This is a genomic window from Actinoplanes sp. CA-030573 (assembly GCF_050951115.1).
GTDB lineage: Bacteria > Actinomycetota > Actinomycetes > Mycobacteriales > Micromonosporaceae > Actinoplanes.
This window is the reverse complement of record NZ_CP192038.1, coordinates 6219833-6246243: the sequence shown is the minus strand read 5'-3', so window position 1 is coordinate 6246243 and position 26411 is coordinate 6219833. Positions and strand designations below refer to the sequence as shown.

The window sequence follows — 26411 nt, the reverse complement described above, 5'->3', positions numbered from 1 at the left end:
AATGAAGTACCGTTGCCCGCCATGGGTGTGTCGCAGCGGCTCAAGAGCCGGTTCCGCAAGTTTCTGCAGCGTCCGGGCACCACGGTCGATCTGGCGCCGTTCAGTAAGCGGCTGCCGGCGATCGACGCCCGTGAGGAGGCGCTGCGCGAGCTCGACGACGAGGCGCTGACCGCGGCGGCGGGCGAGGCGGCCGACTTCACCGAGATCTGCGCGATCGGGCGCGAGGCCGCCTGGCGCGCGCTCGAGCAGAGGCCGTACGACGTTCAGCTGCTCGGCGCGATGGCCCTGCTCTCCGGCAAGGTCGCCGAGATGGCCACCGGTGAGGGCAAGACCCTGACCGCCACCATCGCCGCCTACGGTCACGTCCGCCTGGGCAACGGCCCGGTACACGTGCTCACCGTCAACGACTACCTGGCCCGCCGCGACGCCGAGTGGATGGAGCCGGTCTACAAGCTGCTCGGCCTCAGCGTCGGCTGGGTCACCGAGGCGTCGACGCCCGAGCAGCGACGCGAGGCCTACCTGGCCGACGTCACCTACGTCTCGGTCTCCGAGGCCGGCTTCGACTACCTGCGCGACCAGCTGGTCACCGACGTCGAGGACCGGGTGCAGCGCGAGCTGGCCACGGCCATCGTCGACGAGGCCGACTCGATCCTGATCGACGAGGCCCGGGTGCCGATGGTGCTGGCCGGCTCGATCGCCGACGAGGCCGACCCGGTGCACGAGGCCGCCGAGCTCGTCCGCGACCTGCGCCCGGGCAAGGACTTCGAGGTCGCCGACGACGGCCGCAGCGTGGCCTTCACCGACGCCGGCCTCAAGCGCATCGAGGAGAAGCTCGGCGGCGTCGACCTCTACGCCGACGACCAGGTCGAGCACCTCTCCGCCGTGAACGTCGCGCTGCACGCCCAGGCCCTGCTCCGGCGGGACGTCGACTACATCGTCCGCAACGGCGGCGTCGAGCTGATCGACGAGATGCGCGGCCGGGTCGCCCAGCGCCGCCGCTGGCCCGACGGCCTGCAGGCGGCGGTCGAGGCGAAGGAGGGGCTGAGCGCCACCGCCGAGGGCGAGGTCCTCGACACGATCACCGTGCAGGCCTACATCGCGCTGTACAAGACGGTCTGCGGCATGACCGCGACCGCCGTGCACGTCGGCGAGCAGCTCCGGGAGTACTTCAAGCTCGAGGTCGCGGTCATCCCGTCGAACGCGGAGAACATCCGCGAGGACGAGCCGGACCGCATCTACTCGGCCCACGACACCCGCGACGAGGCCCTGGTCGAGGAGATCAAGCTCGCCCACGAGAAGGGCCGGCCCGTGCTGGTCGGCACCCTCGACGTGAAGGCGTCGGAGCTGCTGGCCAAGCAGCTGGCCGCGGCCGGCGTCCCGTCGAACGTGCTGAACGCGAAGAACGACGCCGAGGAGGCGGCCATCATCGCCGAGGCCGGCGCGCTCGGCGCGGTCACCGTCTCGACCCAGATGGCCGGCCGGGGCGTCGACATCCGGCTCGGCGGCAGCGACGAGGCCGACCGCGACGCCGTGGTCGAGCTCGGCGGCCTCTACGTGATCGGCGCCGGCCGGCACGACAGCCGCCGCGTCGACGACCAGCTGCGGGGCCGCGCCGGCCGCCAGGGCGACCCGGGCGGCTCGGTGTTCTTCGTGAGCCTCGAGGACGAGCTGGTCACCCGGCACGCCGGCGACATCCTGCCCGCCTCGCCGCGGATGGACATGGACGGCGTCGTCCACGACGACCAGGTGGAGTACGCGGTGGAGCACGCCCAGCGCGTCGCGGAGGGCGTCAACCACGAGATCCACCGCAACACCTGGCGCTACAGCGTCGTCATCGAGCAGCAGCGGGTGGCGCTGGCCGAGCGCCGGGAGCGGCTGCTCACCTCCGAGGTCGCCGCGATCATGCTGCTCGAGCGGTCGCCGGAGAAGGCCAAGGAGCTCGACGAGGACGTCCTCTCCGACGCCGCCCGGGCGATCGCGCTCTACCACCTCGACCGGCGCTGGGCCGAGCACCTGGCCGAGCTGAACGAGGTGCGCGAGGGCGTGCACCTGCGCGCGCTGGGCAAGCTCGACCCGCTCGACGAGTTCCACCGCGCCGCCGTGCCGGCCTTCCAGAAGCTGTTCACCGACATCGAGGCGCGAACGATCGAGACGTTCGAGGAAACCGATTTCGAAGACGGCTGGCAGCCGGAGCGTTCGGAGATCGTGCGGCCCAGCGCCACCTGGACCTATTTGGTGCACGACAACCCGTTCGGCTCCGAGCTGGACCGGTTGATCGCGGCGGTGGGCCGCCGGCTGACCGGCGGAAACTGACCGGAACTGTTCCGTTCCTGATCCGCGCGATGCTCGATCGAGCGTCGCGCGGATTTTTTTGTTCAGTTGCGGCATCAAGGAAATGGCGTGTGGTGCGGATCTCAACAGGTGTGATGAACGCCCGGGACGTTGGGCAATGCTTAAACAGACTGACAGAATCCGTTATCAGAATGCATTTCCCGCCGTCAAAGCCGATGTGGAACGATTTTCCCACAGTGTGGTTGCCGTCTTGACCCGGCAACGACGTTCGCGGAATTATTTGCCGCGAATTTACGGAGGGTGATCGGTCGTATACGGTTACCGACCATGCAATTTCCAGGGGGCAATCTTCCAATGCCGGTAAGCGCGCTGTCGCCTCGTGTCAACCGCCATGTCACAGGCCCGGGCCGCGGAAACTCGGGTGTCCGCCGGCCCGCCGACCCCGCTTTGACGGTCACGGTCGCGATCCCACTCACCACCGACGCCCTGACCCCGCAGGCCCACCGGCTCATCGAGGCGGTCCGCGAGCTTGTCGAGATCAGTCAGGGCACGATCACCGTCGAGCCGGTGCTCCCGGCCCGGGACGAGCGGGACGACCGCGACGGCCGCGAGACGGGCCCCGAGATCCGCCTGCTGACCGGTACGCGTCAGGTCCTCGTCGACGGCGAGCCGCTGCCGCTGACCCGCCTCGAGTTCGACCTCCTGCTGTTCCTGGCCGAGCGGCCGCGCCGGGTCTTCACCCGGGGCCAGCTGCTGGCCGGGGTCTGGGGCTACGAGCACACCGGCGAGCGCACGGTCGACGTCCACGTCCGCCGCCTGCGCCTGAAGCTGGGCGGCGCCCACCCGGTGATCACCACCGTCTACGGCGTCGGCTACCGGCTCTCCGACGACGCCCGCGTGGTGGTCTCGGCGCACGAGTAGCCTTTCCGGGCGTGCGCGTGCGTCCGGTGTCCGTCGAGAATCTCGTCGAGGAACTCGCCGACGAGCTGAACAGTCGGCAACCCGACAGTTACCTCCGCGTCGCGATCGACGGGCCGCCCGCGGCCGATCCGGGGCGCCTCGCGGACGCCCTGGTCGACCCGCTGCGGCTCCGGGGCCGCCCGGCCGTACGGGTCGACACCGCCGACTTCCTGCGGCCCGCCTCGTTGCGCCTGGAGTTCGGCCGGGAGAACCCGGACACGTACTACGCCGGCTGGTTCGACGAGGCCGGGCTGGCCCGCGAGGTCCTCGACCCGGCCGGCCCGGGCGGCGACGGGCGCATCCTGACCCGCCTGTGGAACGCCGAGACCGACCGGTCGGCGCGTGATACGTACCACCCGCTGCCGCCCGGCGCCGTTCTGCTCGTCAGCGGCCCGCTCCTGCTCGGCGGCGGCCTCGGCTTCGACTTCGCGGTGCATCTCGAGCTCTCGCCCGCCGCCCTGCGCCGCCGCACGCCACCTGCGCTGCAGTGGACCGTGCCGGCCTTCGGGCGGTACGCGGCCGAGGTGGCCCCCTCGACCTTCGCCGACGTGGTGCTGCGGGTCGACGATCCGAAGCGCCCGGCGATGGTCGAAGAACGTTGGTGACGCGAGTCTGTAGCGGAGTCGACCACTGACAGTTATGCTCCGGTTACTTTTTTAGCGGAGATCCCGTTTGGGATCTTCGGCGGTGGGTACAAGCCGACCCCACGGTGCGATGGGGGCGGCCCCCGGGGGACCCACCCGCAGGGGCAGAGGAAGGGCAGGGGGAGCGCATGCTCGTCAATGGAGCGGTTATCACGGGCAAGGGTGCCGCGAAGGGGCGTACGCCGGAGGAGGTCGAGCAGATCCGTGCGATCCTGCGCGGCCGGTTCGACGATGCGAACACCGAGTACGAGGAAGCCCTCGCGGAGAACCACAAGCTGCGACTGGTCGAGATCGGCGACGCCGCCGGCGACGACCAGGCCGACAGCGGTTCCAAGACGGCCGAGCGCGACGCCGCCACGTCGTTGCTGCGGACTCTCCTGGACAGGCGGACGCAGGCGGAGCACGCCATGGCGCGGCTCGACGACGGCACGTACGGCAACTGTGAGGGGTGCTCGAACCCGATCCCGTGGGAGCGGCTCGAGGTCTTCCCGTCGGCCACCACGTGCGTGAACTGCAAGCAGAACCGGGAACGCCGGGCCAGCTGACACACGACGTAACGGGTCCGCCGCCGCGAGCGGCGGACCCGCCGTCTACGGGTTAGCTTGATCCCATGGGTTCGATCGCGGTCGGCACGGCGTCCTGGACCGACAAGACGTTGCTCGAGTCGGGGTGGTACCCGCCCTCGGCCGACACCCCCGAGAAGCGCCTGGCCTACTACGCCCGGCAGTTCCCGGTGGTCGAGGTCGACTCGACCTACTACGGGCCGCCGGCCGAGCAGACCACGAAGCTGTGGGCGCAGCGGACCCCGGACGGCTTCACCTTCAACATCAAGGCGTTCAGCCTGCTGACCGGCCACCCGACCAAGGTGTCCGCGATCTACAAGGACCTGCGCCCCGACACCCCGAAGAAGAACATCTACCCGGGCGATCTGCCGCCGCAGGCGTACGAGGACGTCTGGAGCCGTTTTCTCGCGGCGCTGGACCCGCTCGCCCAGGCCGGCAAGCTCGGCGCCGTGCTCTTCCAGTTCCCGCCGTGGTTCGGCATCCGCCGCTCCAACAAGGACTTCATGCTCGAGGTCGCGGCGCGCTGCAAGCCGCTGCGCCCCGTGTTCGAGCTGCGCAACGCGTCCTGGTTCGAGGGCGACAACCGCGACGAGACGTTCGAGTTCCTGCGCAAGCACAAGCTGCCGTTCGTCTGCGTCGACATGCCGCAGGGCCACAAGTCGTCGGTGCCGCCGCTGCTGGAGGCCACCGCCGATCTCGCGGTCGTGCGCTTCCACGGCCACAGCGACAAATGGACCAGCAAGGACATCCACGAGAAGTTCGGCTACAAGTACTCCGAGCGCGAGCTGTCGGAATGGGCGCCGAAGCTGCGCGCCCTCGCCGACGAGGCCAAGCAGACGCAGGTCTTCATGAACAACTGCTACTCGGACTACGCGCAGACCAACGCCTCGACGCTCATCGATCTGCTGGACTCCGACTGACCTCGACGCCTCGGCGGCGGGCCATCGCGATCATCGAGGCGGCATCTCGCACCGCGGCGCCACGCTGGTCGTTGTTGAAGAAGACGTACGCGTCGGAGAAGTCACCCAGACGATCAATCCACTTCGACAACGCCGTCGTCCCGTACCGTGGCCAGTCCTTCGCCCGCCCCTCGTGCAGCCGGAGATACCCGAACCCGGCGGTCGTCCACAGCGGACCGAGCGGGCGACCCTTCCGGTCCGCCCAGCACAGGGCCGCCCCGCGCTTCTCCAGCACCGCCCGCGTCTCGTCGGTGAACCAACTGGCGTGCCGCGGCTCCACGGCGACCTCGACCTCACGGGGAAAGAGCCGCAGCGTCTCGTCCAGCGCGCCCGGATCGCCCTTCAGGGTCGGCGGCAGCTGCAGCAGCACCGGCCCGAGCTTGTCCCCGAGCGCCTCGGCCCGCGACAGGAACCGGGCGACGGGCTCGGCCGGCTCGCGCAGCCGCTTGATGTGGGTCAGGTAGCGGCTCATCTTCACCGCCACCACGAAGTCGTCCGGCGTCCGCTTCCGCCACTGCTCGAACGTCGACCGCTCGGGCAGCCGGTAGAACGCGTTGTTCACCTCGACCGTGGCGAACCCGGCGGCGTACTCCTCGAGCCACAGCCGCTGCGGCACGCCCTTCGGGTAGAAGGACCCGCGCCAGTCTTTGTAGTGCCACCCGGACGTTCCCACCATCAGCACGAACAGGCGGATACCCGGGGTTTGTGGTGATCATGCTTGGGTAAGCCCGGTAGGCCACTTCGACAAGAACTCGAGGAGCTTCCCATGTCACTCAGCGACGACGACATCACCACCGGCGGCGCGGCTTCGGGCGAGGGCCCGGCCGACGGCGGCGCGAACCCGCAGGGCCACGACGGCGGCGCGGACGGCGGCGCCTCGGGTGAGGGTCCCGCCGACGGCGGCGCCAACCCGGACGGCCACGACGGCGGCGCGGACGGCAGCGCGGACGGCGAGGGCCCGGCCGACGGCGGCGCGAACGCGGGCGGCCACGACGGCGGCGCCGACGGCTACGCGTCCTGAGAGCAACACCGTGACGATGGATGCGCCGGGCGGGTTCCGCCCGGCGCTTTCCCGCTGCATCGCCCTCGACGCCGACAAGTTCGCGGCCGCCCACTGGGGCAAGGCCCCGCTCCTGTCCCGGGCCGGGGAGCTGGGCCGGCCCTTCACCGACCTGCTCTCCCCGGCCGCCGTCGACGAGCTGCTGAGCCGCCGCGGCCTGCGCACTCCCTTCCTGCGCGTGGCCAAGCAGGGCAAGGTCCTGGCACCGAACCGGTTCACCGGCTCCGGCGGCGCCGGCGCCGAGATCGGCGACCAGGTCATCGACGACGACGTGATGCGGCTGTACGCGGAGGGCGCCACCCTTGTCCTCCAGGGCCTGCACCGCATCTGGCCGCCGCTGATCGACTTCGCCCGCGAGCTGGGCGCCGAGCTGCGGCGGCCGCTGCAGGTCAACGCGTACCTCACGCCACCGGGCAGCCAGGGCTTCAGCACCCACTACGACACCCACGACGTCTTCGTGCTGCAGATCGACGGCGTGAAGCGGTGGCGGATCCACGAGCCGGTGCTGGCCGACCCGCTGGAGAAGCAGGCCTGGGGCGGTCACGCCGACGAGGTCGCGGCCACCGCCCAGGGCGAGCCGGCGCTCGACGTGGTGCTGCGCCCGGGCGACGCGCTCTACCTGCCCCGGGGCTGGCTGCACTCGGCCGAGTCGCAGGAGGCCCGCTCGCTCCACGTGACCATCGGGATCCGGGCGCTTACCCGGTACGCACTGGTCGAGGAGCTGCTGACGCTGGCCGCCGGCGACGCCCGGCTGCGGGCGACACTGCCGTTCGGGCTGGACGTCTCCGACCCGGGGGCGATCGAGCCGGAGCTGACCGAGACGGTCGAGGCGCTGCGGGACTGGCTCACGCGTACCGGCCCGGCCGAGGTCGCCGACCGGCTGGCCGCCCGCGACTGGCCGGCCGCCCGCCCGGCCCCGATCGCGCCGCTGGCCCAGCTCGACTTCGCCGCCGCGCTCGGCACCGGAGACTCGATCGCCGTCCGGCCCGGCCTGCGCTGGCAGCTGGCCGGCGACGGTCCCGGCCACGTGACGCTGCGCCTGACCGGCCGCACCCTGCGGTTCCCCGCGTACTGCGAGGCGGCGGTGCGGACGGCGCTGGCCGGCGACGGCCCGGTCCGGGTCGCCGACCTGCCGCTGGACAGCCCCGAGGACCAGCTGGTCCTGGCCCGGCGCCTCCTGCGCGAGGCGCTGGTCGTCCCGGCCTAGAGGCCGACCGCGGCGATGATCAGGCCGCCCACCGCCAGGCCGGACAGCAGCACGGTGACCACGGTCGACGTGTCCAGCCCGACCTGGCGGTGGTCGGCCACCTTCTTGGCCGCCACCACCGCAAGCACCGGGCAGGCCAGCAGCACGACCAGCGCCACCACCGGCAGCGCGTCCTTCCACGTGCCGGTCTGCTGGGTGCCGCCGATGGAGTGCAGAATCTCGAACGCGGTGCCGCCGATCAGGCCGCTCACCACGCCGAACAGGGCGAACAGCGTCTTCACGCCGACGTTCAGCGGCTTGGGCGGCGCGATGTACTTCACCTTGGCCGCCACCTCCTCCAGATAGTCGGAGGCGTTCCGCTCGTCGCCGCGCTGCCGGGGGATCGACGGCGGCGGCACCGTCCGGCCGTACCGCTCGGCGACCGGGCCGACCTTGTGCACGTACTCCGCCCACAGCCCCAGCGCCCGCGCGTCCACCTCCTCGAGGTCGCGCTGCGCCTGGGTCGCCGCCTCGGCCGACGCCCGCACGGCCTCGTCGGCCTGCCGCACCGCCTGGTCGGCCGCGGCCAGTCGCTCGTCGTGCCAGCGCTCGGCCTCCGCCCGCATGTCGGCCGCCTCCTCGTCGAGGGTGGTCAGCCGCCGCAGCACGGCGCGGTAGTCGGCGGTGCCGAAATCGGCGGGCTGGATGTCGCTCATGCCGCTGCTCCGCTTCGCTCCGAAGCGGTCCGCGGCGACGACGGGCTCTCGGTCATAGTTGTCCGTAAGGGATGATCACCTCGGCGCCCCGATGCACCGAGCGGTCGAAATGCAGCGCCCGCCACGGCCGGGGGTACCAGGCCGGGGCGCCGGCGCCGGGATAGTACGGCGCCAGCTCGCTGCCGTGCACATCGAGGGCCACCCACGCGCCGATCGGATCGGTGCGCGACCCGTGGCCGCCGAGCGAGTCGCGCAGCAGGCCCGCGCCGCGCCACCAGCCGAGCACGTGGATTCGCCGCTCCGGGCCCTGCCGCAGGATCGTGCGCAGCTGCTCGGCCGCGTCCTTGCCGCCGGGCAGCGCGTCGGCCGCGTAGATCAGGATGAAGTGCGGGCGGTCGGCCGGCCACGACGCCGAGGCCTCGGCCGCCGCGTCCTCGAGCAGCCAGTCCGCGTTGTCCGGCTCGTACCAGCCGCACTCGGGCAGCTCGGCGCAGAGCGCGGAGGCCGGCTGCTTGGCGTCCTGGTCGAGGCAGAGCAGCGAGTAGCGGGCGCCGTCCGGCGGGAACTGGGCGGCCAGCGAGCGGCCGGCCGTGGCCAGCACCGCGCACGCCTCCTCGACCCGGGTGCCGAGCACGGCCAGGTTGCGGCCGGGAGCGCGGCGCAGCACCGTCCGCGCGGACCGGGCGGCCACGTCGATGGTCTCGCCGAGCAGCACCACCGGTGCGGTGTTGTTGCCGCTGCCCTCGGGTGCCGGCGCCAGCCGCCGGAAGTCGGGGCTGTCGGTCAGCCGGGGGTGCGCGTCGCCGTCGAACATCCGCGGCGGGCCCTGCTCGACCGGGCGGCGGCGCCACAGCCGGTGCTGCAGCGCGTTCCACCGGTCGCGGTCGCCGGCGGCCGGGACGCGTACCACCTTGTTGGCCTCGACCGCCCCGGAGTCGGCGTTGACCACCGCGTGATAGCGCGGCAGCGACTCCGCCGCCGTGTTGGTCTCGGCCAGGATCCGCCGGGCCCGCGGCAGCGCGATGCGCAGCGAGAACTGCGCCACCAGCGCCGGCCGGCCCCACAGCGCCTCGATGCCCGACACGTCCTGGCTGGCCAGGATGAGATGGATGCCCTGCGAGCGGCCGCGGCGAGCCAGGTCCTCCAGCAGGTCGACCGCCTCGGCCGCCAGCGCGTCCCGCCCGGCCAGCAGCACCTGGAACTCGTCGACCACCGCCACGATGCGCGGCCACATCCCGTCCGGGTCCTCGGCCCGCAGCTCGGCCAGGTTCGTCACCTCGTGCCGCTTCGCCGCGTCCGCCCGCCGGCGCAGCTCCTCGCCCAGGAACCGCAGCAGCGCCAGGCCGAACTCGCGGTCGGTGTTAACGTTCAGCCCGACCAGCCGCACGTGCGGCAGCCAGCTCTGGTCCCGGCGCCCCGGCGCGAACCGGGCGAACGACACGCCCTCCTTGAAATCGAGCAGGTAGAAGGCGAGCTCGGCGGGGGAGTAGCGGGCGGCGAGCGCGCCCATCCAGGCGTAGATCAGGTTGGTCTTGCCGGTGCCGGACGGGCCGGCGATCAGCGCGTGCGGCGGGTAGTCGCTCAGCGTCACGGTCACCGGCATGCCCTGCGGGCTGTCGCCGAGCGGCGCGGTCAGCCCGGTGGCCGAGCTCTCGGTCCACTCCTCCGGCGGGAGCAGGCTGTCGAGTGCCACCGGGGCCGGACCGGCGGCGACCGCCTCGGCGATCCGGCGGCAGGCCGCGGCCACGATCGCCTGCGGCGGGCCGGGATCCAGGCGTACGGGCAGGGTGCCGGTGCCGGAGAGCCGCGCGTGATCGCCGGGCGCCGCCGTGATGAACTCGATGCCCGGCCCGGCCTGCACCGGCAGGCCCTGGATGATCAGGTGCACGCCGGCCGCCGCCCCCGTGCGCAGCAGCCGCTGGAGCTGGGTCTGCTCGGGCCGGCTCAGCTCGCCCGCGCCCAGCAGCACCGCCACCCGCCACGGCTCCGGCCGCCGATGGGTCGCCGCCGCCAGCTCCCGCAGCGACGTGTACTCGCCGGCCAGCACCGTCTCGTTGATCCGCCGCACGTGGCCGACCAGGTCGTCGAGCACGCCGGCCAGCCCGCCCGGGCCCACGAACGTCAGCACCCCGGCCGGGGCCAGCGTCGCGAACCGGGCCAGCCCCCCGCCCAGGTGCTCGGGGTCGTACCCGGTGATGGTCAGCGACCCGGGAGCGGCCGTGCCCAGCGCCCGCAGCAGCAGGCCCGCGACTACCTCGTCACCGATCGGCCGGTCGCCGCGCACCACGACGTGCCCGTGGTCGAGCAGCGGCACCAGCGCCGGCACCACCTCGGGGTGCGGCAGCAGCAGCCGGCCCACCCGCAGCTCGGCGGCCTGGTCGAGCGGCGTGGGCTGCCAGTCGTCCCACGGGTCGCCGGCGGCGCCCGGCGCGGCCCGGTCGGCGGCGCTCGCGGCCGCCTCGGCCAGCGCGGCCAGGTCGCGGCGGCTGCGCTCGTCGATCTCGCGCAGCCGGGCGTCGCGGGCCTCGGCCACCTTGCGCCGGCGGGCGATCGCCGCCGCCACCACGCGCTCGCGCCGTTCGCGCGCGGCCTCGTGCGCCTCGCGGGCGGCGGTCAGCGCGTTCCCGGCGGCGCCGAGGGCGTGCGAGAGCCCGGCCCGGATGTCCATCACCTGCTGTGCGGTCGACTCAGCCATGGGGACTCAACAGGTTCTCATCGGGCGCTTCGCGCCGCCGGGCCGATGTGGGTCGCTCTCGCGCCGGTGCGCGTCGCTCCGGCGTCGGTGCGCGCCGCTCTCGGGTGCGTGCGCGCCGCTCTCGCCTCGGTGCGCGCCGCTCTTGCGTCGGTGCCTGTCGCTCTGGCGTCGTTGCCATAGGGGATCAACGTTCTCATCGGGCGTCGGCGGCCTCGGGGCGGCGCAACGGCTCTGGGGAGTCGGGGTCGAGCGTGGCCGCGTCGCGTCCGAGCCGGGCGAGGAGCACGCCGGTCAGCACACCGGCCGTCACCGCGCTGTCGGCCGGGTGCCCCGCGGGCCGGCCCTCCTGCTGCTGGGCCGGGACCCGGCAGATCCGGGCCAGCAGCGTGTCGAGCACCGCCGGCGACGTGCCCGGCAGCAGCGACCGCACCCGGCCGGCCGAGGCCGTGCGAAGGCGATCGAGGTCTTCCGGGCGCGGCTCGTGCCCGAGCAGATCGCCGGCCAGACGGTGCAGCACCGGCGAGGTCACGGCGGACAGCGCCAGCCCGGTGGCCGCGCTCGCCCGGTGCAGGTCGCGGCCGACCCGGGCCTTGTCGCCGGCCCGCACGCCGCCGGCGACCCGGCGCAGCAGCTCGGTCGTGTTGCCCTCGCGTTGCTGGTCGTCCTCCGCAGGCGCGGGCTCGCCGGTCAGCTGGGTGACCCGCTGCTGCCACCAGGGCCCGAGCTTCTCGGCCGGCGGCGTCTCGCCCTCGGGCGCCTCGGTCTTGACCTCGGGCCGCTCGAGCCCCGCCTTCCAGTCCTTGTCGGGCGGCGCCGCCGCGTCGCCGCTGAGGCCGAGCCCGGCGAGATAGGCGTTGATCGCGTCCTGCGCGACCCGCAGGGCCGCCGCCGCCCGCTCGGCGTGCTCGGTGGCGCTGCCGAGCTGCGGCACCCCCACCGGGTCGACCGACGTCTCCCGCACCCACATGAGGATCTCGGTGGCGCTGCGCAGCTTCTCCAGGGCCACCGTGACGAGCCCCGTGGGCAACTCGTCGGAGGTGGCGCGAAGCTGGGCGCCGAGGTCCTGGATCAGCGACATCGCGTCAGAGGATCGCCGTGTACTGCTGCGCCTGCTCGACGGCTTGTGCCGTCGCGCCCATGCACTCCTCGAGGGAGTTGTCGGCCTGCGAGAGCGACGCGTGCGCCTGCTCCACCGCATCGTGGCCGCTGCCGTCGAGCGCCGCCGCCAGGCTCTGCTGCGCCTCGCCCAGCTTCTCCCGGGCCGCCTGAATCGCCGCCTGCCCCTCGCTCACCTGCTGGAGCGCGGCATCCACGGCCGCTTTGACCTCGGCGACACTGGCCACCCGTGCAGCCTCCTGCTGTGCGGAACCCGACTACGGACCTCAGCCTACTGCCCCCTTCCTGCCCCGCCGTTCGCGCACACCCCATTTGCGAGACGGTACGGACCCTTCACGAAACCATCGCCCCGCCACCAGCCCGAACACCCGGTCCAAGATTCGACGCCGGAGTGAACGTGATTCACGCCGAAGTGAACACGGTCTCTCCACGTCGGAGTGTCACCCGACCCCACCCACCCCGCCTCGCCTCGCCCCACCTCGCCTCACCGCACCCCACCCCGTTCACTGGGTGGGGCGACTTTAGGGGCCGGCTACGACAATTTCCGGGACTTGCCCACAACCCCGACCATCGCGACTACGGCCAGCGATGCGGCCAGCGGGGCGAACGCGAAGCCCGCGCGGAGGCCGGCGTCGGTCAGCGGCCCCGCGATCGCCGCGCCGGTCGCGCTGCCGACGGTGAAGGCGGTGAAGATCCAGGCGAACGCCTCGACGGCGGTGCCCGGTGGCGCCAGCCGGTCGGCGGCCAGGAAAGCCGCCGTCAGCAGCGGCGGCAGGCCCACGCCGCTCACCGCCTGTAGGACGGCCATCGGGGCGGGCGCGGGCACCAGCAGCAACGGCACGTAGCCGGCCGCGAACAGCACCGCCAGCAGCGGGAGGCGGCGCGCCCGGCCGGGGCCGGCCCGGGTGTAGAGCAGGCCGCCGGCCAGGGCGCCGGTGGCCTGGGCGGCCAGCAGCCAGCCGGTCAGGCTCCGGTCGCCGGCGGCCTCGGCGTAGCCGGTCAGAACCACGGGAATGCTGCCGACCGCCGCACCGGCGCACGCGATCCCGGCGACCAGCGCGACCAGGCGCGGGACGCGCAGCGGGCCCGCCCAGTGCCGGTGGACCTCCTGGCCACGCCAGGCGCGGACGGCCGGGGCCCGGGCGAAGGCGGCCACCCCGCCGAGCTGGCAGGCGGCCGCGACGAGGAGGCCGGCCGCGGGGCCGGCGGCGGCCACCGCGGCCAGGGTGAGCAGCGGGCCGGCGACGAAGATGACCTCCTGGAGGGCGATGTCCAGGGCGTACGCGGCGCTGACCTCGGCCGGTGGGACCAGTGCCGGCCAGAGGGCGCGCAGGCAGGCCTCCAGCGGCGGCGTGCCCAGCCCGGCCAGGGCGGCACCGGCCAGCAGGAGGAGGGCGCTGCCGCCGCTGACGGCCGCCGTCAGGTAGCCGGCGGCGGAGAGTGCGGCCGAGCCGTACAGGACGGGTGGCTGTCGCCGGCGGTCGACCGAGCGGGCCAGCAGCGGCGCGCTCGTGGCCATGCCGGCGGTGAAGACGGCCACCACGATGCCGGAGACGGCGAGGCTCACCGACTCGCGGGCGTGCAGCAGCAGGGCGAGCGGGGCGGCGGCGGCCGGCAGGCGGCCGATCTGGCTGGCGATGAGGACGAGCGGGACCTGCGGCGCGCGCAGGACGGCGGAGGCTGCGGGCATGGGACATCGCTCCCGGCGACGAGAAGGACCTGCGCGAACGGCGCGCAGAAGGACCTGCGGACGAGAGGCAGGGACCGAACGTCAGGGAGCGAAATCGCCGCGGTCGTGGTCGTTGCCGTAGAGCGGGAGATCGGGTGTCACCCAGCGGGCGAGAGCGAGGAGCGCCTTGGCCGAATCCGTGATTCCGGACACAGGCGACCCCGGGGCGAGTGCGGCCGGGAGACGCTCGGAGGACACCGCGACAGACTAGCGCCGCGGAACGCTCGACGGGCCCCGCACCTCGGCGCCCAGCGCCATCACCCGGTCGCGCAAGCCGCGGTCCGCGGTGATCACCAGCACCCGTCGGCCGGCGGGCTGATCCCGTACGAGCTCGACGATCTTGTCATCGCCGGAGCCGGGGGCGCGCTCCACCCGTACGCCGTTGTCGGTTTGCGGAATGTCCCGGGCCTGGCCCTCGACGACCAGCGAAACCTCCACCGGTCCGGAAATGTCGGAAATGCCGTCGGGAATGAGCGCCGCCAGGCGGTCCCGCAGGCGCGCGGCGGCGCCCGGACGGTCACGCCACCAGCCGTCGGGAACCGATCCGACCACGTTCGCACCATCCACGATTAGCAGCGGCGGTACGGTCATGAGAGTTGAGCCTACCCGAGTCAAGTTTCCGGCAGATGTGGGAATCAATCTATGACGACCAACGCTGATAGGGGTCGTGCGGCTCGGGTAACCCCCTCCGCACCGAGGCTAGGTAACAGGAGAGAAGACGACTTATGAGCATCGGACCGATCGGACCGGGTGGACCCGGCAACTGGGACGACCTGTTCGCGCGCTTCTTCGGGGCGGCCGAGCCGCGCCGGCAGCAGCGCATCGACATCACGAAGTACATGAGCGGCGACGCTCGTGAGGTGCTCTCCGCCGCCGCCCGCCGTGCCGCCGAGCTTGCCGACCCGGACCGGATCGTGGCCGACCTGGACACCGATCACCTGCTGTGGGGAGCTCTCCAGCAGGATGCGATGAAGCAGACCGTACGCCGCGCCGGCGCCGACCCGGAGCAGCTGCTCGCCGCCCTGGGTCGCCCCGCGGGCGTCCGCGACAACCCGCCGGAGCAGGTCGCACTGACCCCGCAGGCCAAGCGCGCGCTGCTCGACAGCCTGCAGCTGTCCCGGGGTCTCGGCTCGTCCTACATCGGCCCCGAACACATCCTGATGGCGCTCGGGCTGAACCCGGACTCGGCCGCCGGCCGTCTGCTGGCCGGCAAGCTCGACCCCCAGTCGCTGCAGCATCAGGGTGACCCGCAGCCGAGCGGACCGGGCCGCAGTGGCCCCACCGGCGGCGGCAGCGGCAAGACACCCACCCTCGAGCAGTACGGCGTGGACCTCACCGAGCTCGCCCGGCGCGGCGAGATCGACCCGGTGATCGGCCGCGCGAGCGAGATCGAGCAGGCCGTGGAGATCCTGTCCCGGCGCACCAAGAACAACCCGGTGCTGATCGGCGAGGCCGGCGTCGGCAAGACCGCCGTCGTCGAGGGCCTGGCCCAGCGCATCGTGGACGGTGACGTCCCGCTGACCCTGGAGGGCAAGCGGGTCATCCAGCTCGACCTCGCGGGCCTGGTGGCGGGCACCCGCTACCGCGGCGACTTCGAGGAGCGCCTGCGCAAGGTGATCGACGAGATCCAGAACGAGGGCGACGGCCTGATCGTCTTCCTCGACGAGATCCACACCCTGGTCGGCGCCGGTGGTGGCGGCGGCGAGGGCGGCGGCATGGACGCCAGCAACATGCTCAAGCCGGCGCTGGCCCGCGGCCAGCTGCGGGTGATCGGCGCGACCACGCTCGACGAGTACCGCAAGCACATCGAGAAGGACGCGGCGCTGGCCCGGCGGTTCCAGCCGGTGCTGGTGGGCGAGCCGAGCGTCGAGGACACCGTGGCGATCCTGCGCGGCCTGCGCGACAACTACGAGGCGCACCACCAGGTGCGGATCACCGACGAGGCGCTGGACGCCGCGGCGGAGCTGTCCGACCGCTACATCACCGACCGGTTCCTGCCGGACAAGGCGATCGACCTGATCGACCAGGCCGGCGCCCGGGTGCGGCTGCGGGTGAAGACCCCGTCGGCCGACACCCGCGAGTACGAGCGCGAGCTCGAGCAGCTGAGCCGGGACCGGGACCAGGCGGTGGCGGCCGAGAACTACGAGAAGGCGTCCGAGCTGCGCGACCGGATGAACGAGATCCGCTCCAAGCTCGACGAGGCGACCACGACCAAGGGCGGCGTCCCGCAGGTCACCGACGCCGACATCGCCGAGGTGGTGTCGCGGGCCACCGGCATCCCGGTCGCCCAGCTCACCGAGGAGGAGAAGGACCGCCTGCTGCGCCTGGAGAGCCACCTGCACGACCGGGTGATCGGCCAGGAGGACGCGGTCGAGGCGGTGGCCGAGGCGGTACGCCGTTCGCGCGCCGGCCTGGGCGACCCCGACCGTCCGGTGGGCAGCTTCCTGTTCCTCGGCCCGACCGGTGTCGGCAAGACCGAGCTGGCGCGGTCGCTGGCCGAGGCGCTGTTCGGCGACTCGGACCGGATGATCCGGCTCGACATGAGCGAGTTCCAGGAGCGGCACACCGTGTCGCGGCTGGTCGGCGCCCCGCCCGGATACGTCGGCTACGACGAGGCCGGGCAGCTGACCGAGGCGGTGCGGCGGCGTCCGTACAGCGTGGTGCTGCTCGACGAGATCGAGAAGGCCCACCCGGACGTGTTCAACATCCTGCTCCAGGTGCTGGACGACGGACGGCTGACCGACAGCCAGGGCCGGACGGTGTCGTTCAAGAACACCGTGCTGATCATGACTAGCAACATCGGCTCCGACCTGATCAGCGGCACCCGGCGCAGCGTCGGCTTCGGCGCGGCGGACGGCGGCAAGAGCGCCGACGACGAGCTGAAGGAGCGGCTCGACCGGCGGCTGAAGGAGCAGCTGCGGCCCGAGTTCATCAACCGGATCGACGAGATCATCGTCTTCCGGCAGCTGGAGACCGATCAGCTGCGGCAGATCACCGAGCTGATGCTGAACGAGACCCGGCGCCGGCTGAGCAACCAGAACATCACGCTGGACATCACGGCCGACGCCGTGGACTGGCTGTCGGACAAGGGCTTCCAGCCCGAGTTCGGCGCCCGGCCGCTGCGCCGCACGATCCAGCGCGAGCTGGACAACCGGCTGTCGAAGCTGCTGCTCGGCGGCGACATCAAGCCCGGACAGACGGTGCGGGTGGACGTCAGCGACGGCAAGCTCGCGATCGCCTGACCGCGTCCTTCACACGGCCCCGCTCAGTGACCGCTGAGCGGGGCCAACGCGTCGGCGGACCCGCCCAGGTGCGGGTAGTCGGCCATCCACTCCACGTACGCCGTGTTGCGGGCGACGACCTCGCGGTAGGCCGCCTCGGCCATCTCCACCAGCTTGGGCGCGCTGCGGGCGGCCGCCGAGTCGGGGTGCCAGCCCAGCACCTGCCGCCAGCGCAGCGGCGCGCCGCGCATGGGCCGGTGGGTGAGCCCGGCCGGCGGCCGGAACGTCGGCTGGCACAGCCCGACCGCGAACCCGGACTCGACGATGTCGACGCAGCCGCGCACGTCGGTCTCCAGGACCCGGCGCGGGGTGAAGCCGGCCCGGGCGCAGGCGGCCGCGAAGCACTCGGCCAGGCAGCCGTCGCCGGTGCTGCCGACCCACTCCTCGTGGGCCAGCTCGGCCAGGTCGACGTCCACGTCCTTGGCCGCCGGGTGGTCCTCGGGCAACAGAACGCAGACTGCATCGACGGCGACCGTCTGCCAGACCAGGCCGTAGTCGGCCGACGGCATCGCGTCGCCGCACACGCCGACCAGCGCGTAGTCGAGCTTGCCGCCCTGCAGCATGGTGGCCAGCTCCTCGACCCAGTACGACGCGTACGTGGTGATCTGCGCGTCGGGCTGGGCGGTCGCCAGCGTGTGCACCAGGTGACCGAGGATCGGGCCGCCGATCGCGCCGATCCGGTAGCGGCTCATGGTCTCGGTCCCGGCCGTGCCGGCCAGCCGGGCCGCCTCGTCCTGCAGGCCCTTCATGGCCGGCAGCAGCACCCGGGCCCGGGAGAGCACCAGCTCACCGAGGGCGGTGGGCCGCGCGCCCCGGCGGTCGCGCTCGAAGAGCGGGCCGCCCAGGGTGCGCTCGATGCGCTGCAGCTGCGCGGTCAGGGCCGGCTGGGCGAGGCCGAGCTGCGATGCCGCCTTGGTCACGCTGCCGGTCTCCGCGATGGCGCAGACCACCTTGAGATGGCGCAGCTCCAGGTTCATAGCGTGACGGTAGGACCTTTACGACATCGAAGGCTAGCCCTGCGGGCTGCTGATACTTCCAACACTTGTGACAAAACGGTAAACGAACCCGTCGGTAACATCACAAATCGCTGAGGTATGTCGTACGCCCCGTCACCACATCACGGAGTTTGTCGACCACGGCGACCGCCGGATCGACCAGTTTGTTCCACGGCGGCGACGACGGCGTGCCCGGGTGCGGCCGGGTCGGCGCGGCCTCCTCGGCGGTCTCGACCCGGTTGCCGAGCCGGATGAGGTCGTCGATCGGGACCATCTCGGCCAGCACCGGCAGCAGTTCCTCGGCGTCGGCGGCGACGTGCCGGCGCACCGCCTCGGCGATCTCGTCGATGACCGTGATGTCCTTCTCCAGGCGCTGCAGAAGAACCAGCAGCTCACGGTCCTCGGCCAGCTCGCGGGCGGCCAGGTCCTCGCCGCCCGGCACGACCCGGCGGATCGCGGGGTAGAGGTACTGCTCCTCGGCCGACAGGTGGCGGGACAGCTCGGCGACCAGCACGCCGGCCACCCGCCGGTCGTCGTCCTCGCCCGGGGTCCGCTTCGCGGCCACCAGCCGGTCGCAGAGGTCGAGAAGATCGCGGTGCTGGCGGCCGAGGACATCGATCACGTTGCGGCCGGTGGTCTCGCCGCCGACCGGCGGAAGCGGGGGCAGGTTCAGTGACGACACGGCACCGCCGGTACCCGGACCGTCGATCACGCAAACACCTGGTAAGAAGGGGCGATGGAGACCACCGCCGCCGACGAGGTGACCGGCATCTGCCGTGACCTGCTGCGCATCGACACGACGAACACCGGCGACCAGTCGACCACGGTCGGGGAACGGGTCGCCGCCGAGTACGTGGCGGCGAAGCTCGACGAGGCCGGCATCGCGTACGAGCTGCACGAGTCCGCGCCCCGCCGGGCCAACCTGGTCGCCCGCATCCCCGGCGCCGACTCCTCCCGCGGGGCCCTGCTGATCCACGGCCACCTCGACGTCGTGCCCGCCGACAAGCGGGAGTGGTCGGTCGACCCGTTCTCCGGCGAGGAGAAGGACGGCTTCCTCTGGGGCCGGGGCGCGATCGACATGAAGGACTTCGACGCCATGATGCTGGCGATGGTCCGCGACTGGAAGCGCACCGGCTACGTGCCGCCGCGCGACGTCGTGCTGGCGTTCACGGCCGACGAGGAGGCGGGCATGGAGTACGGCTCCATGTTCCTCGTCCGGGAGCATGCCGACCTGCTCGAGGGGTGCACCGAGGCGATCGGCGAGGTCGGCGGGTACTCGTACACGGTCAATAATGATCTTCGTCTCTATCTCGTGCAGACCGCCGAGAAGGGGCTCGACTGGCTGCGCCTGCACGCGACCGGGCGCCCGGGGCACGGTTCCTTCATCCACGATGACAACGCGGTCACCGCGCTGGCCGAGGCCGTCGCCGCGGTGGGCCGGCACCGCTTCCCGGTCGTCGTCACCCCGACCGTGCGCCGGTTCCTGCAGGAGGTCGGCGACGCGCTGCACATCGACATCGACCCCGAGGATCCGGAGCTGGCCATCGCCAAGCTCGGGCCGATCGCCAACCTGATCGGCGCCACCATCCGCAACACCGCCAACCCGACCCGGCTCGAGGCGGGCTACAAGGACAACGTGATCCCGGGCAAGGCGTCGGCCACCATCGACTGCCGCACCCTGCCCGGCTACGAGAACGAGTTCCTCGAGCAGCTGCGGGACGTGATCGGGCCGGACATCGAGATCGAGCACAACCACCGGCAGCACGCGGTCGAGACCCCGTTCGAAGGTGATCTGGTCGACGCGATGGGCGCGGCGCTGCGGGCCGAGGACCCGGGGGCCCGCACGATCCCGTACCTGATGTCGGGCGGCACCGACGCCAAGGCCTTCTCGACGCTCGGCATCCGCTGCTTCGGCTTCGCGCCGCTGCGCCTGCCGCCCGACCTGAACTTCGCGGCCCTGTTCCACGGCATCGACGAGCGGGTTCCGGTCGAGGGGCTAAAGTTCGGCGTGCGCGTGCTCGACCGTCTGCTCCGAAACAGCTGAATCGCGGAAGGACCCATAGAGATGACCGACCAGAACGCGGAGCTCGACGCCGCTCTCGAAGAGGTCGTGGCCGCCGCCCGGGCGCACCTCGCCGCGGTCAAGGCCGCCGCGGGCCGCATCGACGACGACGACGTCTGGCAGGCGTACGTCGCTTTGAACAACGCTTCCTTCGCGTACGACGAGAAGCTGCTCGACGCCTTCGGCGAGGTGACGCCGTGGGACGTCGAGTCGATCGACCCCGACGAGGCGGACCAGCGGTTCGGCCTGGGCACCGACGGTTTCGACGCGGCCGAGTCGACCGATCCCTACGAGCAGGTGATCTCGGTCCGGCAGCGCCGCGACTACCGGGTGCCGAGCGTGGGCGCGCTGCTGCGGGTGGCCGACGTGGCCCGGCGCAACTCGGTGCCCGAGGACGAGGACGCCGGCGCGGTGGAGTCGGTCGGCGAGGCGGTGCTGGAGCTGCTGCAGGCCGGTGACGGGTCACTCTCGTCGCTGGACGTGCCCGAGCTCGAGCCGCTCGACGGCCTGCTGACCGTGAGCGAGATCGCGGAGCCGCTCGACCTCGAGGCGTTCGAGGACTCCGACGGCGACGGGCCGTTCGCGCCCAAGGAGGGCGACCTGCTGGTGGGCCGGCTCGACGAGCACCCGTTCCTGCCCGACGAGGAAGAGGACCACGCCGGTCACAACCACTGAGAACGGCGTCAGCCGGGACTCTAGTAGCTGAGTCCCGGCTGCGGCGTCGATTGGATCCGGCGGCGGAGCATCACCTTGCGGGTGCCGTCCCGGAAGAGCTGGACTCGCGCCAGCTCCCATCCCGAGAACTCCGCCTGTATGGCGAGCTGCGCCGCCGCGGTCAACTTGTCGACATTCGATGGCAACCGCAGCGGCGCGTATTCGTAGTCCATGGCACCTAGACTGCACCCGCTCCGGGGGTCCCGACAAGCACTGACCAGCGCCTGCCGTGGTCCTCTGGGACTTCGTGAGCAACGGTCGTCGACCGGTCCGCCACAATCAAGGTATGCACCTCGCCGCGCCGTCCGAGCAGGGTGGCTCCAGCCTCACCCTCGTCATTGCGATCCTGGGCATCGTCGGCACGCTCACGGCGGCCTTCGTCACCCAATGGTTGAGCGCCCGGCGCGATGACAAGCAATGGCAGCGGCAGAAACAACTCCAGGATGAGCGGTTCGACCGCGAACGCGACGAGGAGGCCGCTCGCTGGGAACGCGAACGCCGCGAGCGCCAGGAGCAGTGGAAACGCGAAGACTCGGCCAGGCTTCACCAGGCGCGCCTCGGCGCGTACGAAACGCTCCTCGCGACGCTGGACGGTGCCCGCGAAGTCATCAGCAACGTGTCCCTTCGCGCGCGCTCGGCAACGGACGTCGAGAAGGCATTCGACGCGATGCATGATGCGCTTCTCACGGTCGGCGAACCCCGGGCACGCGTCGACATACTCGGATCGCCGGCGGTTGTCGGGGCGATGAGGGCGGCTATCGCGGCCATCAATGACTACGCGGAGTGCGCCCTGGACGAAATGCTCGACACCGGGCCCGGCGATTCTGACGCCCGGGCGGCACGACGAAGTCACCAGCTCGATCTGTTGACGGCCTGGCGTCTTCGCATGAGCGACCTGCGTAACAGCATTCGCCGCGATATCGGCAACGAGCCGATCGACGAGATGGCCGGACTCGGGAACAGGCGGCCACGCGAGCAGACGGGCCTCTCAGGGGCCACGGTTCATCCGGGCAACGCGGGGGCACGAGCCGGCTAGAGGGTTCGGCAGCGGGACGCCCTCACGACACCGGCCCCGGCAAGCCGGGGTAGCCGACGCCCTCACGCTCGGGATATCCCACGTCGATGGCCGAGACGTCGTCGAGCGCGCCGGCGATCTCGGCCGGCAGCGTCAGGTCCTCGCTCTGCAGCGCGCCCTGCAGCTGAGCGGCCGTGCGCGCGCCCAGGATCGGCGCCGCCACCCCGGGCCGGTCGCGCACCCACGCGATCGCCACCTCCAGCGGCGAGACGCCCAGCCCGGCCGCCGCCGTCACCACCGCCTGCACGATGCTCGAGCTGCGCGGCTCCAGGTACGTCTGCACGAACGGCGCCAGGTGCTCGGTGGCGGCCCGCGAGTCGAGCGGGCGGCCGTTGCGGTACTTCCCGGTCAGCACGCCCCGGCCCAGCGGCGACCAGGCCAGCACGCCGAGGCCGAGCGCGGCCGAGGCCGGCAGCAGCTCCCGCTCGATGCCGCGCTCGAGCAGCGAGTACTCCATCTGGGCGGCCACGATCGGCGCCCGGCCGGGGTAGGCCGCCTGCCAGGTCGCGGCCCGGGCGGTCTGCCAGGCCGCGAAGTTCGACACCCCGACGTAGCGGACCCGGCCACTGGCCACCGCGTGGTCGAGGGCGGCCAGGGTCTCCTCCAGCGGGGTCATCGGGTCGACGCCGTGCACCTGCCAGAGGTCGACGTAGTCGGTGCCGAGCCGGCGCAGCGACGCGTCCAGCGCGCGGAGCAGGTTTCCCCGGGAGCCGTCGCGGCGGCGGTAACCGTGCGGAGTCAGCCCGGCCTTGGTGGCGATCACCACCTCGTCCCGCGGCACCAGGTGGTCGAGCAGCGAGCCGATCACCAGCTCGGCGTCGCCCTCGCCGTACACGTCGGCGGTGTCGATCGTGGTGCCGCCGGCCTCGAGGTAGAGCTTGAGCTGGGCGGCCGCGTCGTCGGGGTCGGTGTCGCGGCCCCAGGTCATGGTGCCGAGGGCCAGCCGGGAGACCGCCAGCCCGCTTCGGCCGAGCGGTCGCTGTTGCATGAGTGAACCTTATTCAGAGTGTGTCGTCTGCGAAATGCTCTTAGCAGGTCGGTTACCGGACGGAGAGTCACGCGGCGTGGGTGACTAGGCTGCCTGAGGGATCATTCGGCTCTGGGGAGGACACGTGCGGCTCGGACTCAGCCTCGGTTATCAGTCGGCGTGGTCGACGCCCGCCGATCATCTGGCGATGGCGCAGGAGGCGGATCGGCTCGGCTTCGCGGTGGCCTGGTCGGCCGAGGCGTACGGGTCGGACACCGTCAGCATGCTCGCCTGGCTCGCCGGCCAGACCCGTCAGATCGACCTCGGCGCGGCCGTCATGCAGATCCCGGCCCGCACCCCGGCCATGACCGCGATGACCGCGGCCACCATCGACACCCTCTCCGGCGGCCGGTTCCGGCTCGGGCTCGGCGTCTCCGGCCCGCAGGTCTCCGAGGGCTGGCACGGCGTCCGCTTCGCCAAGCCGCTCAAGCGCACCCGCGAGTACGTGGACATCGTCAAGAAGGCGATCGCCCGCGAGCCGGTGTCCTACGACGGCGAGTTCTACACGCTGCCGCTGCCCGACGGCCCGGGCAAGGCGCTCAAGCTCGGCTTCCACCCGCCGCGCACCGAGATCCCGATCTACCTGGCCGCGGTCGGCCCCAAGAACCTCGAGCTGGCCGGCGAGATCGCCGACGGCTGGCTGGCGATCTTCTTCGCGCCGGACGCCGCGGGGGAGTACCTGCAGCACATCGAGCGCGGGCGGGCCAAACGCGGCCTGGGGCTCAGCGGGTTCGACGTGGCGCCGACGGTCCCGGTCGTGCTCGGCGACAACACCGCCTGGTGCGCCGACGTCATCCGGCCGTACGCGTCGCTCTACGTCGGCGGCATGGGCAGCCGCGAGCAGAACTTCTACAACCAGCTCGCCGTGCGCATGGGTTACGCCGAGGAGGCCGCCCGCGTACAGGATCTGTATCTGAGCGGCAAGAAGGCCGAGGCCGCCGAGGCCGTCCCGCAGGAGTTCATCGAGCGCACCTCGATCATCGGAAACAAGATCCAGGTCAAGGAGCGGATCAAGCAGTACGCGGCGGCGGGCGTCGGCACGTTGTCGATCAGCCCCTACGTCGGCGACCTCAAGAGCGGCATCGACACGCTCCGGGTCGTCGCCGAGGCCTACGAAGAGTCCGGCGTGGCGTCGTAGTGGCCACCGTCCTTCTGCTGCGGCACGGCCGCACGACCGCCAACGCGACCGGCGAGCTGGCCGGCCGCCGCCCGGTCGACCTCGACGACGCCGGCGTCGGGCAGGCGTCGAAGGCCGGCGAGCGGCTGCGCGCGCTCCCGCTGGCCGCGGTCGTCTCCAGCCCGCTGAAGCGCTGCCGGAAGACCCTGGAGCTGGCCCTGCCCGACGCCGAGGTCGTCGAGGACGACGGCCTGATCGAGTGCGGCTACGGCGACTGGGAGGGCCGGCCGCTCAAGGAGCTGGCCAAGGAGGACCTCTGGCCGGTCGTGCAGCAGCACCCGAGCGCGGCCGTCTTCCCCCACGGCGAGGCGATGGCCGACATGTCGGCGCGGGCGATCGCTTCCGTACGCCGCTGGGACGCTCGCGTGACGGAGGAGCACGGCCCGGAGGCGCTCTGGCTCGCCTGCAGCCACGGCGATGTGATCAAGGCCATCATCGCCGACGCGCTCGGGCTGCACCTCGACCAGTTCCAGCGGATCGCGGTCGACCCGGCCTCGATCAGCGTCATCCGGTACACGCCGACCCGGCCGTTCGTGGTGCGCGTCAACGAGGGCGGTGACCTGGCCTCTCTGGTGCCGCCCAAGGCCGAGACGACCGGCTCGGACGCCGCCGTCGGTGGCGGGGCGGGCGCCGGCGTCTGACACTTTGCGTCACCGTCGGCTCACGGCCCGCCGGGTGGCGGTTGCGCCCTAGGCGAACCCGGGTACGCGGGATGAGCGATGGGAGCGGCGGCTCGATAGGGTTGTTGCATGACCCACCAGGTGCACTCCTTCGAGCCACCCGAGCGGTTCGTGGCCGGGACGGTGGGCGAGCCGGGCGATCGCACCTTCTTTCTCCAGGCCCGCGGTGGCGGGCGGGTGATCAGCGTCGCGCTGGAGAAGGTGCAGGTGTCGCTGCTCGCCGAAAAGCTCGAGGAGCTCCTCATCGAGGCCAACAAGCGCTTCGGGGTGAACCTGCCCGAGGCGCCGATGCTGACCGGCAACGACAACGAGCCGCTCGACACCCCCGTCGACGAGGAGTTCCGGGTCGGCACGCTCGGGCTGGCCTTCGACGTCGACAGCGGCACCGTGGTGATCGAGGCGATCGAGGCCGGCGAGGCCGAGGTCGAGATCGAGCTGGGCGAGGACGACGCGGACGACGACGATGACGAGGACGACGAGGACGACGCCGAGCCCGACGACGACCTCGACCGTCTCCGCGTGCGCCTGAGCCCCGAGGCGACCCGCGCCTTCATCGACCGGGCCCGCCGCGTGGTGGCCGCCGGCCGCCCGCCCTGCCCGCTCTGCGGCCAGCCGCTCGACCCGGCCGGTCACCTCTGCCCCCGGCACAACGGCTACCACCGGTGACCACCGAGCCCGCGGCCGCCCTGGGGGAGAAGGACGCCCTCGAGCTGCTGACCCGCGGGCACATCGAGATCGAGGGGCGCCTGGTCGACGCGTCGAACACGACGCTGCGGGCCGAGATCACCCTCGACGGGCTGACCCGGCGCTGCGTCTACAAGCCGGTGCGCGGCGAGCGCCCGCTGTGGGACTTCCCGGACGGCACGCTGGCCGGGCGCGAGGTGTCGGCGTTCCTGGTCTCCCAGGCCACGGGGTGGGACCTGGTGCCGCCGACGATCCTGCGCGACGGGCCGCTCGGCCCCGGGGCGCTGCAGCTCTGGATCGACGAGCCGGAGGAGGCGGAGTCGCTGATCGGCTTCGTCCCGGCCTACGACGTGCCGCCGGGCTGGCTCGCGGTGGCCAACGCCCGCGACGAGGTCGGCGACGCGTACGCGCTGGCCCACGCCGACGACCAGCGGCTGGCCCGGCTCGCCGTCTTCGACGCGGTGATCAACAACGCCGACCGCAAGGGCGGGCACGTGCTCTACCCGGCGACCGGCTCGATCCACGGTGTCGACCACGGCGTCAGCTTCCACGTGGAGAACAAGCTGCGCACGGTGCTGTGGGGCTGGACCGGCAAGGCCCTGATCGCCGAGGCGACCGAGGTGCTGACCGCCCTGGCGGCCGAGCTCGACGGCTCGCTCGGCGAGGCGCTCGAGGAGCACCTGACCATCTCCGAGGTGCAGCACGTCCGCCTGCGCATCCGCCGCCTGCTCCGCGCGGGGCGCTTCCCCAAGCCCCCGCAGGACTGGCCGGCGATCCCCTGGCCGCCGGTCTGACC

At 72.4% G+C, this 26411-nt stretch carries 26 protein-coding genes; 15 read left to right on the top strand and 11 right to left on the bottom strand.

The features are described 5' to 3' along the window. Window positions 1-21 precede the first annotated feature (21 nt). From secA2 to ACQP2F_RS28900, 5 genes are all read left to right on the top strand, one after another. Window positions 22-2313: an accessory Sec system translocase SecA2 gene (gene secA2 / locus ACQP2F_RS28920; protein WP_433292783.1), complete on the top strand. Its 2292-nt coding sequence runs from the start codon at window positions 22-24 to the stop codon at window positions 2311-2313. Window positions 2314-2646: 333 nt separating this feature from the next. Beyond that, window positions 2647-3213, top strand: a complete 567-nt coding sequence (locus tag ACQP2F_RS28915; RefSeq protein WP_433292781.1) for a winged helix-turn-helix domain-containing protein — start codon at window positions 2647-2649, stop codon at window positions 3211-3213. Window positions 3214-3224: 11 nt separating this feature from the next. Continuing rightward, entirely contained in the window at window positions 3225-3857 is a 633-nt protein-coding gene (locus ACQP2F_RS28910) for a uridine kinase (RefSeq protein WP_433292779.1), read from the top strand. Window positions 3858-4024: 167 nt separating this feature from the next. Beyond that, entirely contained in the window at window positions 4025-4441 is a 417-nt protein-coding gene (locus tag ACQP2F_RS28905) for a TraR/DksA family transcriptional regulator (protein ID WP_433292777.1), read from the top strand. A 65-nt stretch (window positions 4442-4506) separates the two neighbouring features. Then, window positions 4507-5379 carry a DUF72 domain-containing protein gene (locus ACQP2F_RS28900; RefSeq protein ID WP_433292775.1) on the top strand — a complete coding sequence of 291 codons (873 nt, stop codon included), beginning with the start codon at window positions 4507-4509 and terminating at the stop codon, window positions 5377-5379. Here ACQP2F_RS28900 and ACQP2F_RS28895 read toward each other — a convergent pair. Continuing rightward, window positions 5354-6094 (bottom strand): DUF72 domain-containing protein, encoded by a 741-nt coding sequence (locus tag ACQP2F_RS28895; RefSeq protein WP_433307643.1) that lies wholly within the window; start codon window positions 6092-6094, stop codon window positions 5354-5356. The genes ACQP2F_RS28900 and ACQP2F_RS28895 overlap by 26 nt on opposite strands. A 90-nt stretch (window positions 6095-6184) precedes the next feature. Between ACQP2F_RS28895 and ACQP2F_RS28890 the strand changes: the two genes are divergently transcribed. Together ACQP2F_RS28890 and ACQP2F_RS28885 are read left to right on the top strand one after the other, a co-directional pair. Further along, window positions 6185-6439: a BatC protein gene (locus tag ACQP2F_RS28890; RefSeq protein ID WP_433292773.1), complete on the top strand. Its 255-nt coding sequence runs from the start codon at window positions 6185-6187 to the stop codon at window positions 6437-6439. A 16-nt stretch (window positions 6440-6455) separates the two neighbouring features. Continuing rightward, window positions 6456-7685 (top strand): cupin domain-containing protein, encoded by a 1230-nt coding sequence (locus tag ACQP2F_RS28885; protein ID WP_433307641.1) that lies wholly within the window; start codon window positions 6456-6458, stop codon window positions 7683-7685. On the opposite strand, the gene ACQP2F_RS28880 is transcribed toward ACQP2F_RS28885, so the two are convergent. From ACQP2F_RS28880 to ACQP2F_RS28855, 6 genes are all read right to left on the bottom strand, one after another. Next, window positions 7682-8380: a hypothetical protein gene (locus tag ACQP2F_RS28880; protein WP_433292771.1), complete on the bottom strand. Its 699-nt coding sequence runs from the start codon at window positions 8378-8380 to the stop codon at window positions 7682-7684. The genes ACQP2F_RS28885 and ACQP2F_RS28880 overlap by 4 nt on opposite strands. 52 nt (window positions 8381-8432) lie before the next feature. Continuing rightward, the gene (locus ACQP2F_RS28875) at window positions 8433-11075 is read right to left on the bottom strand and encodes an FtsK/SpoIIIE domain-containing protein (protein WP_433292769.1); all 2643 of its coding nucleotides are present in this window, start codon (window positions 11073-11075) and stop codon (window positions 8433-8435) included. 193 nt (window positions 11076-11268) lie between these two features. After that, window positions 11269-12153: a hypothetical protein gene (locus ACQP2F_RS28870; protein ID WP_433292767.1), complete on the bottom strand. Its 885-nt coding sequence runs from the start codon at window positions 12151-12153 to the stop codon at window positions 11269-11271. Window positions 12154-12157: 4 nt separating this feature from the next. Beyond that, window positions 12158-12418, bottom strand: coding sequence for a hypothetical protein (locus ACQP2F_RS28865; protein WP_433292765.1), 261 nt, complete (start codon window positions 12416-12418; stop codon window positions 12158-12160). Between the two features lie 305 nt (window positions 12419-12723). Next, window positions 12724-13881, bottom strand: a complete 1158-nt coding sequence (locus tag ACQP2F_RS28860) for an MFS transporter (protein ID WP_433292763.1) — start codon at window positions 13879-13881, stop codon at window positions 12724-12726. Window positions 13882-14127: 246 nt separating this feature from the next. Further along, the gene (locus ACQP2F_RS28855; protein WP_433292761.1) at window positions 14128-14511 is read right to left on the bottom strand and encodes a hypothetical protein; all 384 of its coding nucleotides are present in this window, start codon (window positions 14509-14511) and stop codon (window positions 14128-14130) included. Between the two features lie 134 nt (window positions 14512-14645). Here ACQP2F_RS28855 and ACQP2F_RS28850 point away from each other — a divergent pair, with 134 nt between their 5' ends. Then, the gene (locus ACQP2F_RS28850; RefSeq protein ID WP_433292759.1) at window positions 14646-17162 is read left to right on the top strand and encodes an ATP-dependent Clp protease ATP-binding subunit; all 2517 of its coding nucleotides are present in this window, start codon (window positions 14646-14648) and stop codon (window positions 17160-17162) included. 23 nt (window positions 17163-17185) lie between these two features. Here the strand turns inward: ACQP2F_RS28850 and ACQP2F_RS28845 are convergent, their stop codons facing one another. Both ACQP2F_RS28845 and ACQP2F_RS28840 read right to left on the bottom strand, forming a co-directional pair. Further along, window positions 17186-18178 carry a LysR family transcriptional regulator gene (locus ACQP2F_RS28845; protein ID WP_433292757.1) on the bottom strand — a complete coding sequence of 331 codons (993 nt, stop codon included), beginning with the start codon at window positions 18176-18178 and terminating at the stop codon, window positions 17186-17188. A gap of 100 nt (window positions 18179-18278) precedes the next feature. After that, window positions 18279-18908: a hemerythrin domain-containing protein gene (locus ACQP2F_RS28840; protein ID WP_433292755.1), complete on the bottom strand. Its 630-nt coding sequence runs from the start codon at window positions 18906-18908 to the stop codon at window positions 18279-18281. A 24-nt stretch (window positions 18909-18932) separates the two neighbouring features. Between ACQP2F_RS28840 and ACQP2F_RS28835 the strand changes: the two genes are divergently transcribed. Continuing rightward, window positions 18933-20240: a M20/M25/M40 family metallo-hydrolase gene (locus ACQP2F_RS28835; protein ID WP_433292753.1), complete on the top strand. Its 1308-nt coding sequence runs from the start codon at window positions 18933-18935 to the stop codon at window positions 20238-20240. Between the two features lie 21 nt (window positions 20241-20261). Next, window positions 20262-20933, top strand: a complete 672-nt coding sequence (locus ACQP2F_RS28830) for a hypothetical protein (RefSeq protein ID WP_433292751.1) — start codon at window positions 20262-20264, stop codon at window positions 20931-20933. Window positions 20934-20953: 20 nt separating this feature from the next. On the opposite strand, the gene ACQP2F_RS28825 is transcribed toward ACQP2F_RS28830, so the two are convergent. Continuing rightward, window positions 20954-21145 (bottom strand): DUF5703 family protein, encoded by a 192-nt coding sequence (locus ACQP2F_RS28825; protein ID WP_378966921.1) that lies wholly within the window; start codon window positions 21143-21145, stop codon window positions 20954-20956. Between the two features lie 113 nt (window positions 21146-21258). Here ACQP2F_RS28825 and ACQP2F_RS28820 point away from each other — a divergent pair, with 113 nt between their 5' ends. Further along, complete coding sequence (locus ACQP2F_RS28820; protein ID WP_433292749.1) at window positions 21259-22008, top strand: hypothetical protein; 750 nt, start codon at window positions 21259-21261, stop codon at window positions 22006-22008. Between the two features lie 22 nt (window positions 22009-22030). Here the strand turns inward: ACQP2F_RS28820 and ACQP2F_RS28815 are convergent, their stop codons facing one another. After that, window positions 22031-23035, bottom strand: a complete 1005-nt coding sequence (locus ACQP2F_RS28815; RefSeq protein WP_433292747.1) for an aldo/keto reductase — start codon at window positions 23033-23035, stop codon at window positions 22031-22033. A 124-nt stretch (window positions 23036-23159) separates the two neighbouring features. Between ACQP2F_RS28815 and ACQP2F_RS28810 the strand changes: the two genes are divergently transcribed. From ACQP2F_RS28810 to ACQP2F_RS28795, 4 genes are all read left to right on the top strand, one after another. Continuing rightward, complete coding sequence (locus tag ACQP2F_RS28810) at window positions 23160-24212, top strand: LLM class F420-dependent oxidoreductase (RefSeq protein ID WP_433292745.1); 1053 nt, start codon at window positions 23160-23162, stop codon at window positions 24210-24212. Then, entirely contained in the window at window positions 24212-24892 is a 681-nt protein-coding gene (locus ACQP2F_RS28805; RefSeq protein WP_433292743.1) for a histidine phosphatase family protein, read from the top strand. The genes ACQP2F_RS28810 and ACQP2F_RS28805 overlap by 1 nt, the downstream gene beginning before the upstream one ends. A 108-nt stretch (window positions 24893-25000) precedes the next feature. Beyond that, on the top strand, window positions 25001-25597 hold the full coding sequence (locus tag ACQP2F_RS28800; protein ID WP_433292741.1) for a DUF3090 domain-containing protein: 597 nt from the start codon (window positions 25001-25003) through the stop codon (window positions 25595-25597). Beyond that, the gene (locus ACQP2F_RS28795; protein WP_433292739.1) at window positions 25594-26409 is read left to right on the top strand and encodes an SCO1664 family protein; all 816 of its coding nucleotides are present in this window, start codon (window positions 25594-25596) and stop codon (window positions 26407-26409) included. The genes ACQP2F_RS28800 and ACQP2F_RS28795 overlap by 4 nt, the downstream gene beginning before the upstream one ends. Window positions 26410-26411: the final 2 nt, after the last annotated feature.

Coding starts and splice junctions, on each gene's coding strand:
- secA2 (WP_433292783.1), top strand. CDS start 22: ATGGGTGTGTCGCAGCGGCTCAAGAGCCGGTTCCGCAAGTTTCTGCAG.
- ACQP2F_RS28915 (WP_433292781.1), top strand. CDS start 2,647: ATGCCGGTAAGCGCGCTGTCGCCTCGTGTCAACCGCCATGTCACAGGC.
- ACQP2F_RS28905 (WP_433292777.1), top strand. CDS start 4,025: ATGCTCGTCAATGGAGCGGTTATCACGGGCAAGGGTGCCGCGAAGGGG.
- ACQP2F_RS28900 (WP_433292775.1), top strand. CDS start 4,507: ATGGGTTCGATCGCGGTCGGCACGGCGTCCTGGACCGACAAGACGTTG.
- ACQP2F_RS28895 (WP_433307643.1), bottom strand. CDS start 6,094: ATGGTGGGAACGTCCGGGTGGCACTACAAAGACTGGCGCGGGTCCTTC.
- ACQP2F_RS28890 (WP_433292773.1), top strand. CDS start 6,185: ATGTCACTCAGCGACGACGACATCACCACCGGCGGCGCGGCTTCGGGC.
- ACQP2F_RS28885 (WP_433307641.1), top strand. CDS start 6,456: ATGGATGCGCCGGGCGGGTTCCGCCCGGCGCTTTCCCGCTGCATCGCC.
- ACQP2F_RS28880 (WP_433292771.1), bottom strand. CDS start 8,380: ATGAGCGACATCCAGCCCGCCGATTTCGGCACCGCCGACTACCGCGCC.
- ACQP2F_RS28875 (WP_433292769.1), bottom strand. CDS start 11,075: ATGGCTGAGTCGACCGCACAGCAGGTGATGGACATCCGGGCCGGGCTC.
- ACQP2F_RS28870 (WP_433292767.1), bottom strand. CDS start 12,153: ATGTCGCTGATCCAGGACCTCGGCGCCCAGCTTCGCGCCACCTCCGAC.
- ACQP2F_RS28860 (WP_433292763.1), bottom strand. CDS start 13,881: ATGCCCGCAGCCTCCGCCGTCCTGCGCGCGCCGCAGGTCCCGCTCGTC.
- ACQP2F_RS28855 (WP_433292761.1), bottom strand. CDS start 14,511: ATGACCGTACCGCCGCTGCTAATCGTGGATGGTGCGAACGTGGTCGGA.
- ACQP2F_RS28850 (WP_433292759.1), top strand. CDS start 14,646: ATGAGCATCGGACCGATCGGACCGGGTGGACCCGGCAACTGGGACGAC.
- ACQP2F_RS28845 (WP_433292757.1), bottom strand. CDS start 18,178: ATGAACCTGGAGCTGCGCCATCTCAAGGTGGTCTGCGCCATCGCGGAG.
- ACQP2F_RS28835 (WP_433292753.1), top strand. CDS start 18,933: ATGGAGACCACCGCCGCCGACGAGGTGACCGGCATCTGCCGTGACCTG.
- ACQP2F_RS28830 (WP_433292751.1), top strand. CDS start 20,262: ATGACCGACCAGAACGCGGAGCTCGACGCCGCTCTCGAAGAGGTCGTG.
- ACQP2F_RS28825 (WP_378966921.1), bottom strand. CDS start 21,145: ATGGACTACGAATACGCGCCGCTGCGGTTGCCATCGAATGTCGACAAG.
- ACQP2F_RS28820 (WP_433292749.1), top strand. CDS start 21,259: ATGCACCTCGCCGCGCCGTCCGAGCAGGGTGGCTCCAGCCTCACCCTC.
- ACQP2F_RS28815 (WP_433292747.1), bottom strand. CDS start 23,035: ATGCAACAGCGACCGCTCGGCCGAAGCGGGCTGGCGGTCTCCCGGCTG.
- ACQP2F_RS28800 (WP_433292741.1), top strand. CDS start 25,001: ATGACCCACCAGGTGCACTCCTTCGAGCCACCCGAGCGGTTCGTGGCC.